Raw genomic sequence first — 15673 nt, forward strand, 5'->3', positions numbered from 1 at the left:
GGGGGGCAGGGGGGGGAGAGTCCGGTCTCTGGATTCTTAATGGAGACATTGAGAATCTAAGGTGTCTCGTTGAACAAAGAATTTCCGATAGTGATAGGTCAAGAATTCCCCGTCACAGGGTAGCTTGACGGTGGGAGTATGTCAATTCGACGATTAGATACGCGGGCAGCTGACTTAATTTCCCGAATATTTTCCGATTAATCTCTGGAGAGTTCAGGAATGGTTAAGATGTTCAAAGACCGATTTATCACCGATATCGTTGGGGAGAGGTTGGCTTAACTTTCCCAGGGCAAAGATAACGAATAAAGTCGCCCAGAGAATTAATAGCCCCTTTTCCCAATTTAAGGGCAATATCCCCAAAAGATGACCGAGTAAAAGGGTGGGAACTAGAGGGGTTAAAAACTTGGTTTCTAGACGATTAAAACAAAAAGCTTCTTTGAAATAAATCCCCGTGAGACTAGCAAAAATAAAGCCCACACCCAATAAACTCACCGGATGGTTATAGACAAATTCTAGGGGAGAAAGGTGAGAATAGAGACTGAAAATTAGGGAAGTAATCGCCCCGATTAGCCAAAAAACTTGCAGGAGACGATGGAGGGGAATTAAATATATATGAATAGTCAATAAACTGATGCCTAACCCCAGACAAAAACCAATGTATAAAAGGTTAGTCAGGGGCAATAATTGCGGTCGAGTGAGAACTATAATTGTAGCGACAGCGAAACTAAAAGCCGCTAAATTTAACCCCAGACGGTAGAGACGCACGCCTAGGCGATCGCTATCCGTAATCGTAAACTCTCCGAATTGACCTTGATAAACTCGATCGACAGCAGGGGAAGTCATTATGCTCTAAAGAAAAAGGGAAGCTTAGAAAAGATCGACTACAAATCATCTTAAGCTTAAATTATGCCAGTAGCCCCACTTCTTCCCCCTCTCGGCTGACTAATTGCGAGTTTAGTAGTCAATCAAGCTAAAAATTATGATTAATTGCGATAAAAAAATATATATGTTATTTTACTGCGTCTTTCTTGTTTTAACTTCTAATTCCTTGTCATTTCAGTAATTCTCTTTGGTGCCAGAGACTTTTATGAACTCAACTAGCGAAATTTTGATCGTGGGCGGTGGTATCATCGGATTAGCGATCGCTGTCGATTTGCAATTGCGCGGGGCAAAAGTTACCCTCCTAGTTCGAGATATAGCTCAGGCCGCTAGTCGTGCGGCTGCGGGAATGTTAGCCCCCCATGCGGAAGGAATTCCCCCGAGTCCGTTTCTCGATCTTTGCCTGCAATCGCGCTGGCTATATCCAGAATGGACTCGCAAAATCGAGGATTTAACGGGGATAAACACCGGTTACTATCCCTGTGGTATTCTTGCTCCCGTTTACGAGCTAGAGCAGCCCGTTACTACCGAGGAAGTGAATAAAATTTGGTTAGACAGCAATGCAGTTCATCTCTACCAACCCGGACTAGGTAAAGATGTGATCGGTGGTTGGTGGTATCCCGACGATGGACAAGTGGACAACCGGCAGCTAGTGACTGCGCTGCAACAAGCGGCCGAAAATTTAGGGGTAGAAATTCGCCAAGGCGTAGAAGTCCACGCCATACAACAAAAGCAGGGAAAAGTCAAGAGTATTTATACTTCAATTGGGGAATTAGAAGCAAAAATTTACATTTTAGCGACGGGATCCTGGGCTAGTCAACTTTTACCCCTCCCTATCCATCCCGTCAAAGGTCAAATGGCCGCGGTAAAAATGCCCCCTAACCAGACCTTAACTAGGGTTTTATTCGGTCCCCAAACCTATCTGGTTCCCCGTCGCCATGGTCGTTTAATTATCGGGGCCACTTCCGAAACAGTGGCCTGGCAAACGGGTAATACACCCCAAGGACTGCAAACCCTTTTTGCGCGTGCTACCCGTCTCTATCCCCCTTTAGCTGACTGGGAAATCGAGGAAATTTGGTGGGGATTCCGTCCGGGTACAGCGGATGAATTGCCCATTTTAGGCCGCAGTAGCTGTGATAACCTGATTTTAGCCACCGGTCACTATCGTAATGGCATTTTACTCGCTCCTGTCACGGCTTCCTTGATTGCCGACCTGGTGATTAATGACAAAGTTAATCCCATTTTGACCCATTTTCGCTGCGATCGCTTTAATCAACCATCACCCGTTACTATTCCACCTATGTCCTTAACTATTATTGAGAATAAACCGCAAGCGCTTTTATCGCCCCAGAATGATCGCCTCACCATTGCCGGGAAAACCTTTCACTCCCGCTTGATGACTGGGACTGGCAAATATGCCAATCTGACCACTATGCAGGAAAGTATTACTGCCAGTGAATGTCAGATTGTCACAGTTGCCGTTAGACGAGTACAAACGAACGCACCCGGTCATGAGGGATTAGCAGAAGCGATTGATTGGTCGAAAATCTGGATGTTACCCAACACTGCCGGTTGTCAAACGGCCGAAGAAGCGGTTCGGGTGGCCCGTTTAGGGCGAGAAATGGCCAAATTATTGGGACAGGAAGACAATAACTTTATTAAACTCGAAGTTATTCCCGATCCTAAATATTTATTACCCGATCCGATCGGAACTTTGCAAGCGGCTGAACAATTAGTTAAAGAAGGTTTTGCCGTACTGCCCTATATTAACGCCGATCCTCTCTTAGCCAAACGTTTAGAGGAGGCTGGCTGCGCGACGGTTATGCCCCTAGGATCGCCGATCGGGTCGGGACAGGGGCTGAAAAATGAGGCAAATATCGCAATTATCATCGAATCGGCCAAAATTCCCGTGGTGGTAGATGCCGGGATCGGTACACCCTCAGAAGCAGCCCGGGCCATGGAAATGGGGGCCGATGCTTTATTAATTAACAGTGCGATCGCTATGGCGGCCAATCCGGTTATGATGGCCCAAGCCATGGCAATGGCGACAAAAGCGGGACGTTTAGCCTATTTAGCGGGAAGAATGCCGATTAAGTCCTCTGCTAGTCCTAGTTCCCCCCTGACGGGAACGATCGCCTAACCGATTAAGCTAGGAATGGGCTGTTTTCAGCTATCGTGGGCATGGCCAGCAAAATTGACTAGAATAAAAGAGGTGGAATCATGACTGAGAATCTGCCGGGCAATTACCGTCATGGCCGCCAATGCTGAGACTACATTTTTTGATCAGCGAGGTATATTGGCGATGATCACTAAAAATTCTTTATTATCAGGTTTGTTTCTGGGTCTGGGTTGGGTTTGCGTTAGCGGCAACCTAGTCGCAGCCCAATTGCCTATCAGCGAGCGTTGTTTAGCTGAGGCTGAATCCTGCGCTTACCAAAAATATCCCCAATACAATCAGCAATTAGACTTTCGCACCAGTCCCCAAATCGAGCAGCGCCGACTGAACACGATCGACAATCAATGCGGTAGCATTAATGCCTCTCGTTGTCATAATCTGCGTCCGCAGGTGCAAGAGCTACAGGAAACTCCCACCCTGCAGCAATTGCGGGAACAACAAATTAGAATCATCGAAACCCGTTAAAATAGGGGAGATTTGGCTATCTCCCCCCACACCACACCTCGATAAATCCCACAATTAACGCACTTCAAACAAACGATTATCCGGTAAATTACTAATCGCTCGCTGGAGACTATTCAAGGATCTATTGTAATCGACGATCGCCTGTAGATAACGGCTTCTGGCATCGGTTAAATCCCGTTGGGAGTTGATCACATCCGTTTGGGTTCCCACACCCGCCTGAAAGCGTAACCGGGCTAATCGCAGACTTTCCGTGGCCGATTCAATGCTTTTTTGCGAGGTTTTGATGTTTTCTTGGTTAGAAATCAAACTATAGTAGGATTCCTCCACCTGAAGGCGGATTTCATTGCGACGGAGGGAGAATTCCGTATCGGCGCGATCGATATTCCTTTCCGCTTGACGGGCGCGAGCAAAAGCACGACCACCATCAAAGAAAGTCCAACGAATCCGGCCGCCGACGCTAAAACCATCGCCAAAACCAGCAGCATCACTGAGATCGTTGAGGACATTATACTCGCCCAAAAGGTCCACTTGAGGAATCACCGCCGAAATAGCGATCGAGCGGTCTTCTGCGCTAATTTCCCTCTGTAAGAGTTGTTGTTCTAATTCCGCACGATTTTTATAGGCTAAAACAATACTATCATCAAGACTTAAGCCCCAAGTTCCCGCCTCGCGAATCTCATCGGCAGCGGTTAACTCGATGTGCTGACCGACACTCAATACCTGTGCCAGTCGCCGTCGGGAAATACGCTGGTTAGAAATCGCCCGGGTTAAGTCTTGGTTAGCGTTGGCCAGGTCAACTTCCGCCTGTAGGACAGCAAATCGGGTTCCTAGTCCAGCTTGCTCCAATAATTGTGCATCGCGTAAACTTTGACTAGCATCTTCGATCGATGCTTGGGCGATCGCAACTTGGGCATCACCCCTCTGCAATTCATAATAGGCATCGGTGGCATCAAAACGAGTTTGTTCCGAGACTCGTTCCACCTCTAATTCCTGTTGCCGGATGACTTTTTGGGCCCTTTTGATCTGGGCTGCCCGTTCACCCCCTGTATAAACCCCATAGACGATGCGAACACTACCCTGAAAGTTGGTACTATCTTCGGGTGTAACTGCTGGGATTCCCTGTTGACGAGCTAACTCATTCTGTCTTTGGGCAGCTGCCGATTGATCTTGACTGAGACTGGTTTCCGCTTGGGCCGTGGGTAATAAGGCCGCCTGTTGTTCCTTTAATTGGGCGCGAGCGATTTCTAAATCGACCCGGGCTGTCTGTAAGGTCTGATTATTTTTTAAAGCTAATTCGATCGCTTGATTTAAGGTGATCGGTTGTACTACCCTAATATTCACCTCATCCGGTTTGGTGGGAAAAATCAGGGGATTGCCACTAGGATTAAGATAATTAGGGGCCTTGGGATCCGCTTCCGTGGTTGCCGGTGCCGCCGATGGACCGGGTAATTGAGAAACTGGATTGGCAGCAGGTTGGGGTTTCTTCAATAAATCGGCAGCGGACTGAGTTTGTGCCTTAACCGAGGATTCAGCCAAGAAAACCAACCCAAGCACCGCACTCACGGTAATACCATAACGCAAGAGCAACATGAGTATCTCGAAAGTAAACAGTAAACGATAAGAAGTAAACAAGCTCACACCACTATGTTGGCCGATTACTAATTACCGATAGTAACACGGGAGCATGAAAGCCACCGTCTTTTAAGCACCAGCTAAAATGAGATTCGATTGATTTTGAACGGGACATCAAAACAGCATTAGATTTAGCCCAATACTTATAGGAGTTTCTCTATGGCTACAATTCAGACTTATCCTTGGGATGCAGCAGATCATTTGAAAACAAAAGAAGATATCGCTGCTTATCTGGAAGCTGCCCTCGAAGATGGCGATCCTAGCTTAGTAGTGGCAGCATTAGGCGATATTGCTCGTTCTCAAGGGATGACTCATATTGCTCACCAGACGGGTTTGGGACGGGAGAGTCTTTATAAATCTTTGTCGAATCGGGGTAATCGGTGAGTTTGCTACAGTTCTTAAGGTTTTGCAAGCACTTGGGTTACGCCTGCAAGTTGTACCCATTATCTAGGGTGTGCTGAAAAAGTTTGTTGGTGGGGTTAAGCAGTCAGAAGTCAGAAGTCAGGAGTCAGTAACCGGTCGTCGGGAGTTTCAGGCTTTGTTGCCCTCTCTTTTTGTACTGTTTTATGTACTATAAGAGGGATAATGCAAGGTTTTTGAGAGTCCCAATCCGATTTTCGCAGCATGAACATCGGACTTTAACAGGTCAAAAGCCTTATTTTAAAAGGGTTTTACCATTATTCAGCAAACCCTATCTAAAAATGCCCCATCACTAATCCTACCCCCTCCCGACGCGGATCGCCCGTAGCGGTTAACTCCCCCCAATCATTCACTGCCACCCCATGCACACCCCCAAAAAACATATTTTGTTCTTGCCACCGGGATACTTGAGTATTTGCGGGTAAAACCAGATTTTCGAGCAGATTTTCCCGATCTTCTAGGGGTTCAATTCCTAATTGTTGATTTTCCCAATGTATGCGCGAGGCCCCGATCGCATCGGCTAAAGATTGCCGAAAATCGATTAAATTACTAATAACCTGCAAAATAGCGGTGCGAATGCGATTGGAACCCCCAGAACCGAGAACAAATCGCGGCTTTCCTTCCTCTAAAATCATCGTCGGCGACATCATTGAGGATAAACGACGATCAACGGGCCAATTGTGAAAACCAAAGGGATTTAAGTCCGCTTCCCCGATCATATTATTGAGCATAATTCCCGTCCCCGGCACGGTATAAGCTGATCCTTCGCCGTTGGAAAAGGTGGCACTGGCGGCATTACCTTCCCCATCGATAATGCTAATATGGGTGGTACTGCCCCATTTATTGGCATATTTGCCTAAAAATTGCGGCGAGAGGAACTGCTCTGCGATTCCCTCCTGATGGATAAAATCATCGTAGCCTTGAACCCGCGCTTGATTGGTTAAGGCCATCACTTCCGTTAAAATTTGCAGATGTTTGGCTCCTAGAGGCTCTAAAGCCGATAAATTGACTGTTTCCAGTAATTTTAGCGCAAAAGCCAGGAGAATTCCTCCAGAACTAGGAGGCGGATTGGTCAGTATTTCGTACCCGCGATATTGGGTTTTTAGGGGTTTTCTCTCAAGGACTTGGTAATGACTTAAATCCTCTAGGGTAAGATAACCTCCCTCCTGCATATCCTTGGCGATTTGGTGGGCGATTTCTCCCTCATAAAAGTCTTTTACGCCTTTTTTGCTTAATTCCTCTAAGGTGTTGGCCAAATCCCTCATCACACAGCGATCGCCAGCTTGGAGGAGTTTTCCTTGGGGAGCATAGACTTTTAAACCCTCTCGATCTTTGAGCAGGATCGAAGCGAGTAAACCCAGGCAAAAGCCGTTATATTGGCTCAAAATGTAGCCTTGTCGAGCATATTCGATCGCTGGTTCTGCTACCACGGCAAAGGGCAATTTTCCCAGTTTTTTCTGTACTGTTTCCAGTCCCCGTAATGCCCCGGTCGTAGCGATCGCACCTCGGCCAATGTGAAAATCTTGACTAGCACCCCCAAAATCGATCGCCACTGGGTAAAAGTCGATCTTTGTCAAGGGTTTTTTAGATTTGGGAGTTTGACAAAAAAAATCAAAAAGGGTATTGACTTTTTCCTTGGTATGTGCTAGTAAAAAACCGCCGCCCCCCGCCGAAGCGAGGGTGAATTCGACCACGAAAGCCGCTAAAATCGAGCCAACAATCCCATCGAAGGCATTGCCGCCCATTTCTAAGATTAATTGTCCAGCTTCGGCAGTTTTTGGATGTCCTGCGGCGATAGCGCCCTTGCTTTTGCCAGTCACGATGATTCAGTTATCAGTAAACAGTAAACAGTTATCAGTGGTTAGTGGAAATTATGAATTATCAATTATGAATTATGAATTGGCAAGTGGGGAAGTGGGGAGAAAAAAGCTGCCTCCTGCCGACCGTCTCCTGTCCCCCGAATAGGGCTATTTTTGCAACTGCTTAACCGCTTGATAGATTTCGGGTAAACGCTTGTAAGCGGCTGCTGCCTTGAGGAATAGTTTATGAGGCATAGCAGGAGAGCCGGAAACCACTTCTCCTGCTCCAATATCGTTGTGAATGCCAGCTTGGGCTGTTGCGATCGCACCATCCCCGATCACCGCTTGATTGGCAATGCCCACCTGTCCCGCTAAAATAACGCGATTGCCCACTTTTACGCCTCCTGCCATGCCTACCTGTCCTGCTAGGGCGCAGGCTTGGCCAATTTGGCAATTATGGGCAATATGGACGAGATTATCGATCTTAGTCTGGCTGCCGATGCGGGTTTCTCCCACTGCCGGGCGATCAACGGCGCTATTACAGCCAATTTCCACCCCATCTTCTAAGACCACGATACCGGATTGTTCCATCTTAAACCAGCCTTCGGGAACCGGCACAAAACCGAAGCCCTCAGCACCGATAACAGCACCACTGTGGATAACGCAATCATTGCCGATTTGTACCCGTTCATGGATAGTACAGTTAGCGTGGAGAATTGTGCGATCACCAATATGCACCCCGGGGTAAACAACGGCGTTAGGATGAATGCACACGCCATCACCGAGGGTGACATTGGCTTCCACCACGGCATGGGCCCCGATGGCGACTTTATGGCCGATTTTAGCCGATGGATGCACCACGGCGGTGGCGTGAATGTAGGGTTGGGGCTGAAAGGGTTGATAGAATAATTTGATGGCGTGGGCGAATAAAAGTCGGGGATTGGCACTAGCTAACCAAGCGATGCCGCGTTCGTCGGCCTGTTGTTGTAAATTGGTATCCAGGGGCAGAATTAGGGCAGTAGCCTCAGTTTTGGCGACAAAGGAAGCAAATTTTCCCCCTTCGATATAGCTAATGGTATCGACTAGGGCGCTTTCGATGGGAGTTATGGCTTTAATTTGGGGATTTCTGTCGGGATAGGCAGTTAAACTGTGAGCAGAGACTAAAGGGCTTAATTTTTGGGCAATTTCACTAAATTTCATAAATATATACTGCGATCGAGATAGGGCTGATGATAGGATGGTCTAACAGTCTAGAACTATACCGATAATCTTGTCGTTATTATAGTCAAAAAAGTTGCTAGTTTTTTAGGGAATAATCCCTGTTTCCCATTTCAACAAAGCCGATCTCGATCTAGCGCGGTTTTGGAGATAATTTTGATCTCTCCAAAACCGATTGGTTTTAGTTTTTACTGCTCGATCGAGTTAATAAAATTGACCCAAACAGTATTAAGGAGATCAAAGTTGATGGTTCGGGAACTGTTTGAAAATCTAGGTTAAAAATTCCTGACTCTCCCCAAGAAAGGCTAAGATCTACCAGCTTAAAACTGGCTGAATATTTTCCTGGTCGAGAGGCAAGAAACTTCGGTAAAAAGGAGAAGTTATCACCAGTCCCGATCGCATAGATATCGCCAGCATTAGCTAAAATTGTCTGTCCTAAAGAGTTAGCTACTGTTAATCCATCACTAATCTCTAACAGTTGTAAGGATAGGTTGGCATTACCTAAAGACCGATTCCACCGTCCCCCAGAACTGTTAAAAAGAGCTTGTTCTCCCAAGTCAGAGGAATTATTAATAGTTGCCACTGATTGCATCAGTAGATTGCTATATTCCTCCCCAGTGGCAGCACTAACAAAACTATTCTGAAAAATTCCTTTTCCTGCAATTAAGGAGAGAGGAGGCAATCCTGTAGAAGTCTCAGGAATGCGATTATTGCTGTTAGTGGGATTAACTACCGGATTACCAGACGGGCCGGAATAACTGTAAGTGCCGATACCGTGAAAATGAGGGTTTCCCTCTCGGTGAGCAACCAGAAGACTTAACCGGTTATAGTTAGGATTGGCTAATCCCTCATAGATGCCCCGAGTTAAGGTGATTTGATTATCCACCCCGATATAAAATTCGGGCAAACTCTGACCAATGGCAGGCTCTTCAGCCTTAGCCACCGTTACCAGGGCGAAAGAAAGCGATAAAATGAAGCTAACGGCGATAAATGGAGATTTTGGGCTTTTTTCTCTTATTTTATTGCCAGCACAAACTAATCCTACCCTAGAGACCTGTAGAACCATGATTTCTCTCATTAATTGGAATGATAATCATTATCACTTTAGCGAAAAACCCTTGTTGCGATTGACTTTTGCCAAAAAAGTTAATTTAAGTTAACGTGAACAATGCTGTCCCAATAAGTTGCCCGGGCATCTAAAGGGGTCGAGGTGGATCAAGGAACAGGCAACGCTGGAACAGCAGCCGGTTCTCTGGGGATGAGGCCAAATCCCGTCAAAGTTTATCTTGATCGGAAAAGATCAACAAGGCTGTGTTAGGTTTTGCAGTGGGGAATCTGGGTTAAAATAGACCGAGAAAGTTAACAAAAAAATTGTCTCGCTCAAGTGGGCGAAAATCAGCTTATGACCCTTGCGGTGGCGATCAAAAACCTAAAAAAATCCTACGGTCAGACAGCAGCGGTTAAAGATATATCCTTTACCGTGGCAGCGGCAGAAATCTTCGGTTTACTCGGTCCCAATGGTGCGGGAAAAACCACCACGATTCGCTGTCTTTGCACCCTTGCTAAACCCGATGGCGGCAAAATCGAGGTGGGGGGTGTCGATGCCCTGAATAACCCCAAATCCGCCCGTAAACGCCTAGGTTACGTTGCCCAAGAAGTCGCCCTCGATAAAATGCTCACGGGCCGGGAACTGTTGCAACTACAAGCGGCTCTATATCACATTCCCGCTCAAAAGTCAAGAGAGCGCATCAAAGAATTAATAAATCTTTTAGGATTAGAGGAATACGCCGACAAAAAAACGGGGACCTATTCCGGCGGCATCAAAAAACGGCTGGATTTAGCGGCGGGATTACTGCATCAGCCGGAAGTTTTGGTGCTGGATGAACCGACTGTGGGCCTCGATATCGAAAGTCGTTTGATTGTCTGGGATTTTCTGCGACAATTGCGGGCAGCTGGAACCAGTGTATTAATTACCAGCCATTATCTCGAAGAAATCGACGCTTTGGCCGATAACTTAGCAATTATCGACAATGGTATCGTCATCGCTCGCGGTACCCCCTCACAACTGAAGGAGCAGCTGGGCGGCGATCGCATTACCCTAAAAGTGCGAGAATTTTCCCCAGAGGAAGAGGCCCTAAAAGCGAAAGAATTATTATCCCGTCTGCCTTTTGTCGAGGAAGTAATCGTTAATACCGCCCAGGGTAACTCCCTGAATCTCATCGTCACGGCCAATAGCAATCCTTTAAGCAAAATTGAACAAACCCTAGCCGAATCGGGATTACCGGTGTTTAGCATGGCCCAATCCCGTCCTAGTCTCGATGATGTCTATCTAGCAGCTACCGGACGCACCCTGATGGATGCGGAAATTGCCGCCGCCAGCAGTCGCGACCTGAAGGCGGAGAAAAAACAAGCGATGAAGGAATCCTAGTCCGGCGAGTAAGGCTGTAGTATTGCCTAATTGTCCCGTTAAATCCTCTATAATTGGAGCGATCGACTATCTATCAATCAATATGAAAGATAAACGGGTATTGCTGACCGGCGGTACGGGGGGACTGGGTCTAGGAGTCACTCCGGCGGTTTTACACCATGGCGGTCATCTGACCATGACCTATCGGGAGGAAAGGGAGGTAGGTCGTCTGAAATCTCGGCTGAGTGCGGCGGAATTTGAGCGTATTCGCTTTGTCAAGGTGGATTTAACCCAAGAAACTGCCGTGGCTAGATTAATTGATGATCTCGGTCGGGTCGATGTTTTAATTCATCTAGTCGGGGGTTTTACCATGGGGGCGACGGAGGAGTTTAGCTATGAAGATTGGCTAAAAATGTTTGATTTAAACCTCCATAGCACTTTTTTACTGTGTAAACACTGTTTACGCTCGATGAAACTTCATAATTATGGTCGTATCGTCACTATCGGTTCTCGTGGTGCCGTACAACCGGGGGCAAATTTGGCCGCCTATTGTGCCTCGAAAGCGGCGGTAGTGGCTTTAACCCAAGCGATCGCAGAAGAAACCAAACAGACTAATATTACTGCTAACGTGGTTTTGCCAAGTGTTATCGATACTCCCAGCAACCGGGAAGCGATGGGAGAGGCAAGTGCCAAGGACTGGGTAAGTCCCCAATCTCTAGCCGAGGTGATCTGTTTTCTGGCAGGGGAAGGAGCGAAAGACTTGCGCGGGGCGGCAATTCCCGTCTATGGTTCCCTGTGAGTGGTTTTTGTCTTCGGGCTGATACACTGATAACGGCGCTCGCTCTTGCTAAAAATTGGGGTTAATTTATGCTTATTCCGATTCTTATCAGTCTTACTATCTTACTTTTATCCTATCTGCTCGGTTCGATTCCCACGGGTTATTTAATCGGTAAATACAGCAAAGGTATCGATATTCGTGACTATGGTTCTGGTTCCACTGGGGCCACCAATGTGCTGAGAACTCTGGGAAAAACTGCCGGGGCGACGGTATTATTAATTGATATGTTAAAAGGAATGGCGGCGGTGGCCTTAGCACGAGGACTATATTTTATTGATGTCAATCCTCTCCCAGAAAGTTGGTATTATTGGTTAATTATCGGGGCAGCATTGGGGGCAATCATTGGTCATAGTAAATCGATTTTCTTGAATTTTAGCGGGGGTAAATCCGTCGCCACCGGTTTAGGGGTTTTATTGGTGATGAATCCCTTAGTGGCTTGCGGAACTTTGGCGAGTTTTTTGGTTATGCTCGCACTTTTCCGGATTGTTTCTTTAGGTTCGATTATCGGGGCGCTGGTGGTGAATATTTTAATGGTTATTTTAGGTCAACCTCTCCCCTATATTTTATTTAGTTTGATGGGGGGAATCTATGTGATTGTTCGTCATCAGGGTAATATTAAAAGATTGTTGGCAGGGACGGAACCAAAAATAGGTCAGAAAGTACAGCAATCATCGGAAGTAAGTTAAATCGGGTCTGCTGAAAAAGTTTTTCGTGGGCGCAGGGTGTGGGGTGTAGGGTTTTACCCATTTTCAGGGAAAAAGTGCCTAAATTTCCCCCCCGATCACCCCAATGTCTGGCACTTTTTGATTTCAAAAAGGTCTAAAAGTTTTATCCAACAAGGTTTTTAGATTTATTCAGCAAACCCTAATTAAGACTGTCTGCTGTGGTTTTTAACCAGAGGATAAAACTATTAATATCTTCTTGAACTTGTAGCCATGTATTATAATAGTTATTAACCAGATTTTCTAGTTTTTGTTTTTCCAATTCAAACCCGTAGATATTGCGAACAACGTGCCGAAAGCTTAGGTATTCATTAAGTTTATGTACTGTATCTTCTCGTAATACAGCAGGACGATAATCTTGAGGGTTGCTCATACGATTTAATAGCCTTCTATGCCAGTCATAACTAGATGGTAAGCCACCATTTAACTCAGAAGCGATAATTTGAAAAATTCGTTCACATCCTGTATAGAAGTTATGGAGTTTTAGGGCTAAACTTTCGGCACAAATATCGGCTAGTGCCGGGTTGGTTAGCATTTCCGCTTGAACTAAACGCATCTGGCTTTCTAGCCGATTTAATCTATTAACTTCAGTGGCAATATCAAGGGCGATTTCTTGTAATTCACTGGCACTCATCGGACGCATAAAGACATTCTCCTGTTTGCAAAACTCTGTTAAGAAAATGAGGTTCTAAGTCTTCTATAGGCTTTAAATCAATCCAGCGGTCGCTAATTAAATTAACTTTTCCTAAAGCTTGAAAAAAACTTTCTGGGGGTATGCCAGCCACGGCTAGATCAATATCAGAGGTTTCCTGAAATTTACCTTTAACTAGAGAACCAAACAGGATAATTTTTGTAATTGGGAAATTTTCTTTTAAATAATCAATAACTGGCGGAAGATTTTTCCTAGCCTCTTGAGCTAATTTTTGATTATATTCCTGCTGTTTTTTTTGGCATTTTTGCCAGTATTCAAGATAGGGATTATTGACCGACATAATCATTATAGTATCGAGGATTTAGTTTAAATTTCCGCCCATTGTTCAAAGAAAATTTGAATATCTTTTTCTAAGTTTCTGTAGATTTTTCTTGCCCTGTCTAAATTAACTTTCAATTGCTCATAATCAATATTTGTGCCGTAGGCATGACGAAAAAAGTGCCGAAATCCTCGCAAACTATTTAACAAAGCGGCGGTTTCTGAAGAAATAAAAGCAGGACGAATTCCGGGGATAGGGACAGTCATTCTGTTTAATAAGGCTGTATGCCATTGCCGAGTATCGGCAATATGATTTTCAAAACAGGTAGCCACTATTTTAAGTAAATCCTCAGTGGCACTGTATAAATTATGGATTTGATAGGCAATGCTTTCTAGGCGAATGACATCATCGGGATTAACACCTTCGGCTCTAACAGCTAGTTTACCATCGATCGCTTTGATTAACTGTAATTGAGCATTTATATCAGCTTTCAACAGGATTATTTGTCGGTTGTCCATAAAATTCCTTCTTCCCGAATTCGGTGGGCAAAATGACAGTTTTTCAGCAGAATAATATCCACCTCTCTCCCCAGATAATAGGAAAGAATACTAATAGCCTCAAAGTGCAGTTCGGGATTGATATTTTCGACGGCAATATCCACATCAGAACCGGGGTGAAATTTATAGGGACGAGTCACGGAGCCAAAGATATAAGCTCGATTAATTCCGTATTTTACAGCATTTTCATGAAGCCATTGTTGAGTTTTCGCCAGCAGGGTTTGTCTTTGCTGTTCTCCTTGAATATCTTTTTCTTTGAGGATTTTATCGAGTTCTGGGGTAGGAAAAGCGCTCATGGGCTTATTTTACCATTGAGTTTAGGTAAGCGGTTCTAATTAAATAGAAGATAGATTTTGCCTTCGATCCCCCCTAACCTTGATCAGGGGGGTGTCGAACAGTTTGCTACTTTATTGATAACGACAATGCCCAATTAGTCAAGGTTTGAGCTATCACCACTACAATAAAATCACTACCTATCTTGATTTAGAGGATTTTTTCTAAACCGTAAACGAGGGATTGCAGCTGAGTAACTTTGCGGATAGAGAGGAGAACCCCCGGCATATAACAGGAGCGATCGCTGGTATCATGACGAAGGGTATAGATTTCCCCTGGGGAACCGAAAATGACTTCTTGGTGAGCAATTAAACCGGGTAAACGCACGCTATGAATACGGATGTTCTCAGCAGTTAAACCACCTCTAGCGCCGGGGATGGTTTCTTTTTCGGAAACTTGGGCAGGATTAAAGGTTTTACCTAATTCTGCCAGTAATTCGGCGGTTTTGATCGCCGTTCCACTGGGTGCGTCTGCTTTTTGATTGTGATGCAGTTCGATAATTTCCACATGATCAAAGTAGCGGGATGCTTGCAGGGCAGCCTGTTGTAGTAAAACCATGCCAAGGGAAAAATTGGGGATAACTAAACAGCCGGTGCTGGCTTTTTCGGCAAATTCGGCTAAATCTTGCAGTTGTGCCGCCGATAATCCCGTAGTTCCCACCACGGGACGCACTCCATAGGCGATCGCACTGCGGGTATTGTCATAAACACCGTCGGGATGGGTAAAATCCACCATCACCCCTTGCACTTGTTCCTGAGTTGCCAGGACTAAAACACTCTGTAAATCGTCGAGAATCGGCACTTCTAGGGGTTCACAACCGGCCACTTCCCCTACATCCTGGCCTCGAAAAGCTGGATTTCGATCCACTGCACCCACTAAGATCATATCGTCGGCACGAGCAACGGCTTTAACGACTTCCCGTCCCATTTTACCAGCTGCACCGTTGACAACCACGGGAATCGGGCCTCTATTTTCGGTCATGGTCAATTATTCTCCTTATATATAACCTGAGTTCGGGATAAGAAAAGGGAGAAGTGATCTGCTGAAAAACAGAAAACCATTCAGCCACCTTGCCCTAGGGTTAGTATAGATGCTTTATTCTGTCATGTCGATGATTTTTGCCAACAATTTGCACCTCAATGCTCAAAAAGCTTACTTGCTTATGGACTGAAGACTCGATAACAAAAAAGAAGCTTATGTCTGTGGGAAATTATGACGATTTTAATCGCTTTTCATAGTGTTCATTACAGAAACTT

At 45.5% G+C, this 15673-nt stretch carries 15 protein-coding genes and 3 pseudogenes; 8 read left to right on the plus strand and 10 right to left on the minus strand.

The window, feature by feature from the left end; translation table 11 throughout:
* Positions 1-128, plus strand: a pseudogene (locus tag MICAI_RS25065) (transposase); the annotation flags it as partial.
* Positions 129-213: 85 nt separating this feature from the next.
* Here the strand turns inward: MICAI_RS25065 and MICAI_RS14315 are convergent.
* Positions 214-843 carry a DUF2301 domain-containing membrane protein gene (locus MICAI_RS14315; RefSeq protein ID WP_008203308.1) on the minus strand — a complete coding sequence of 210 codons (630 nt, stop codon included), beginning with the start codon at positions 841-843 and terminating at the stop codon, positions 214-216.
* 244 nt (positions 844-1087) lie between these two features.
* Between MICAI_RS14315 and thiO the strand changes: the two genes are divergently transcribed.
* A complete protein-coding gene (gene thiO / locus MICAI_RS27665; RefSeq protein WP_008203309.1) occupies positions 1088-3019 on the plus strand; it encodes a glycine oxidase ThiO in 1932 nt (643 codons plus the stop codon).
* Positions 3020-3130: 111 nt separating this feature from the next.
* Positions 3131-3520, plus strand: coding sequence for a hypothetical protein (locus MICAI_RS14325; RefSeq protein ID WP_008203311.1), 390 nt, complete (start codon positions 3131-3133; stop codon positions 3518-3520).
* Between the two features lie 54 nt (positions 3521-3574).
* Here MICAI_RS14325 and MICAI_RS14330 read toward each other — a convergent pair whose 3' ends face one another.
* Positions 3575-5110 carry a TolC family protein gene (locus tag MICAI_RS14330; RefSeq protein WP_008203312.1) on the minus strand — a complete coding sequence of 512 codons (1536 nt, stop codon included), beginning with the start codon at positions 5108-5110 and terminating at the stop codon, positions 3575-3577.
* Between the two features lie 201 nt (positions 5111-5311).
* On the opposite strand from MICAI_RS14330, the pseudogene MICAI_RS14335 reads away from it, so the two are divergent.
* Positions 5312-5603, plus strand: a pseudogene (locus MICAI_RS14335) (addiction module antidote protein).
* 244 nt (positions 5604-5847) lie between these two features.
* On the opposite strand, the gene ggt reads toward MICAI_RS14335, so the two are convergent.
* The 3 genes from ggt to MICAI_RS14350 all read right to left on the minus strand — a co-directional run bounded on the left by ggt (position 5848) and on the right by MICAI_RS14350 (position 9655).
* A complete protein-coding gene (ggt, locus tag MICAI_RS14340) occupies positions 5848-7392 on the minus strand; it encodes a gamma-glutamyltransferase (protein ID WP_008203317.1) in 1545 nt (514 codons plus the stop codon).
* Positions 7393-7539: 147 nt separating this feature from the next.
* The gene (gene lpxD / locus MICAI_RS14345; RefSeq protein WP_008203320.1) at positions 7540-8571 is read right to left on the minus strand and encodes a UDP-3-O-(3-hydroxymyristoyl)glucosamine N-acyltransferase; all 1032 of its coding nucleotides are present in this window, start codon (positions 8569-8571) and stop codon (positions 7540-7542) included.
* Between the two features lie 199 nt (positions 8572-8770).
* Positions 8771-9655, minus strand: a complete 885-nt coding sequence (locus MICAI_RS14350) for an all3515 family Zur-repressed PEP-CTERM protein (protein WP_008203321.1) — start codon at positions 9653-9655, stop codon at positions 8771-8773.
* Positions 9656-9991: 336 nt separating this feature from the next.
* Here MICAI_RS14350 and MICAI_RS14355 point away from each other — a divergent pair, with 336 nt between their 5' ends.
* From MICAI_RS14355 to plsY, 3 genes are all read left to right on the plus strand, one after another.
* Complete coding sequence (locus MICAI_RS14355) at positions 9992-11017, plus strand: daunorubicin resistance protein DrrA family ABC transporter ATP-binding protein (RefSeq protein WP_002783999.1); 1026 nt, start codon at positions 9992-9994, stop codon at positions 11015-11017.
* An 82-nt stretch (positions 11018-11099) separates the two neighbouring features.
* Positions 11100-11795: a 3-oxoacyl-ACP reductase FabG gene (gene fabG / locus MICAI_RS14360; RefSeq protein WP_008203326.1), complete on the plus strand. Its 696-nt coding sequence runs from the start codon at positions 11100-11102 to the stop codon at positions 11793-11795.
* A 68-nt stretch (positions 11796-11863) separates the two neighbouring features.
* Positions 11864-12520, plus strand: coding sequence for a glycerol-3-phosphate 1-O-acyltransferase PlsY (gene plsY, locus MICAI_RS14365; RefSeq protein ID WP_008203328.1), 657 nt, complete (start codon positions 11864-11866; stop codon positions 12518-12520).
* A 178-nt stretch (positions 12521-12698) separates the two neighbouring features.
* Here plsY and MICAI_RS14370 read toward each other — a convergent pair whose 3' ends face one another.
* From MICAI_RS14370 to dapB, 5 genes are all read right to left on the minus strand, one after another.
* The gene (locus MICAI_RS14370; RefSeq protein ID WP_008203330.1) at positions 12699-13199 is read right to left on the minus strand and encodes a ribonuclease toxin HepT-like protein; all 501 of its coding nucleotides are present in this window, start codon (positions 13197-13199) and stop codon (positions 12699-12701) included.
* Entirely contained in the window at positions 13177-13548 is a 372-nt protein-coding gene (locus MICAI_RS14375) for a nucleotidyltransferase family protein (protein WP_039900216.1), read from the minus strand. The genes MICAI_RS14370 and MICAI_RS14375 overlap by 23 nt, the downstream gene beginning before the upstream one ends.
* Before the next feature lie 26 nt (positions 13549-13574).
* The gene (locus MICAI_RS14380; protein WP_008203334.1) at positions 13575-14045 is read right to left on the minus strand and encodes a ribonuclease toxin HepT-like protein; all 471 of its coding nucleotides are present in this window, start codon (positions 14043-14045) and stop codon (positions 13575-13577) included.
* A complete protein-coding gene (locus tag MICAI_RS14385) occupies positions 14027-14380 on the minus strand; it encodes a nucleotidyltransferase family protein (protein WP_008203336.1) in 354 nt (117 codons plus the stop codon). Before MICAI_RS14385 ends, MICAI_RS14380 begins: the two co-directional genes overlap by 19 nt.
* A 187-nt stretch (positions 14381-14567) precedes the next feature.
* Positions 14568-15398 (minus strand): 4-hydroxy-tetrahydrodipicolinate reductase, encoded by an 831-nt coding sequence (dapB, locus tag MICAI_RS14390; protein ID WP_008203338.1) that lies wholly within the window; start codon positions 15396-15398, stop codon positions 14568-14570.
* Positions 15399-15476: 78 nt separating this feature from the next.
* Here dapB and MICAI_RS27915 point away from each other — a divergent pair.
* Positions 15477-15673 (plus strand): annotated as a pseudogene (locus tag MICAI_RS27915) (hypothetical protein); the annotation flags it as partial.

Origin of the sequence: Microcystis sp. T1-4 (genome assembly GCF_000297435.1) — a bacterium.
Classification (GTDB): Bacteria; Cyanobacteriota; Cyanobacteriia; order Cyanobacteriales; family Microcystaceae; genus Microcystis.

Excerpts from the sequence above, each read along its gene's own strand:
- MICAI_RS14315 (WP_008203308.1), bottom strand. The coding sequence starts at position 843 with ATGACTTCCCCTGCTGTCGATCGAGTTTATCAAGGTCAATTCGGAGAG.
- thiO (WP_008203309.1), top strand. The coding sequence starts at position 1,088 with ATGAACTCAACTAGCGAAATTTTGATCGTGGGCGGTGGTATCATCGGA.
- MICAI_RS14325 (WP_008203311.1), top strand. The coding sequence starts at position 3,131 with ATGGCCGCCAATGCTGAGACTACATTTTTTGATCAGCGAGGTATATTG.
- MICAI_RS14330 (WP_008203312.1), bottom strand. The coding sequence starts at position 5,110 with ATGTTGCTCTTGCGTTATGGTATTACCGTGAGTGCGGTGCTTGGGTTG.
- lpxD (WP_008203320.1), bottom strand. The coding sequence starts at position 8,571 with ATGAAATTTAGTGAAATTGCCCAAAAATTAAGCCCTTTAGTCTCTGCT.
- MICAI_RS14350 (WP_008203321.1), bottom strand. The coding sequence starts at position 9,655 with ATGGTTCTACAGGTCTCTAGGGTAGGATTAGTTTGTGCTGGCAATAAA.
- MICAI_RS14355 (WP_002783999.1), top strand. The coding sequence starts at position 9,992 with ATGACCCTTGCGGTGGCGATCAAAAACCTAAAAAAATCCTACGGTCAG.
- fabG (WP_008203326.1), top strand. The coding sequence starts at position 11,100 with ATGAAAGATAAACGGGTATTGCTGACCGGCGGTACGGGGGGACTGGGT.
- plsY (WP_008203328.1), top strand. The coding sequence starts at position 11,864 with ATGCTTATTCCGATTCTTATCAGTCTTACTATCTTACTTTTATCCTAT.
- MICAI_RS14370 (WP_008203330.1), bottom strand. The coding sequence starts at position 13,199 with ATGCGTCCGATGAGTGCCAGTGAATTACAAGAAATCGCCCTTGATATT.
- MICAI_RS14375 (WP_039900216.1), bottom strand. The coding sequence starts at position 13,548 with ATGTCGGTCAATAATCCCTATCTTGAATACTGGCAAAAATGCCAAAAA.
- MICAI_RS14380 (WP_008203334.1), bottom strand. The coding sequence starts at position 14,045 with ATGGACAACCGACAAATAATCCTGTTGAAAGCTGATATAAATGCTCAA.
- MICAI_RS14385 (WP_008203336.1), bottom strand. The coding sequence starts at position 14,380 with ATGAGCGCTTTTCCTACCCCAGAACTCGATAAAATCCTCAAAGAAAAA.
- dapB (WP_008203338.1), bottom strand. The coding sequence starts at position 15,398 with ATGACCGAAAATAGAGGCCCGATTCCCGTGGTTGTCAACGGTGCAGCT.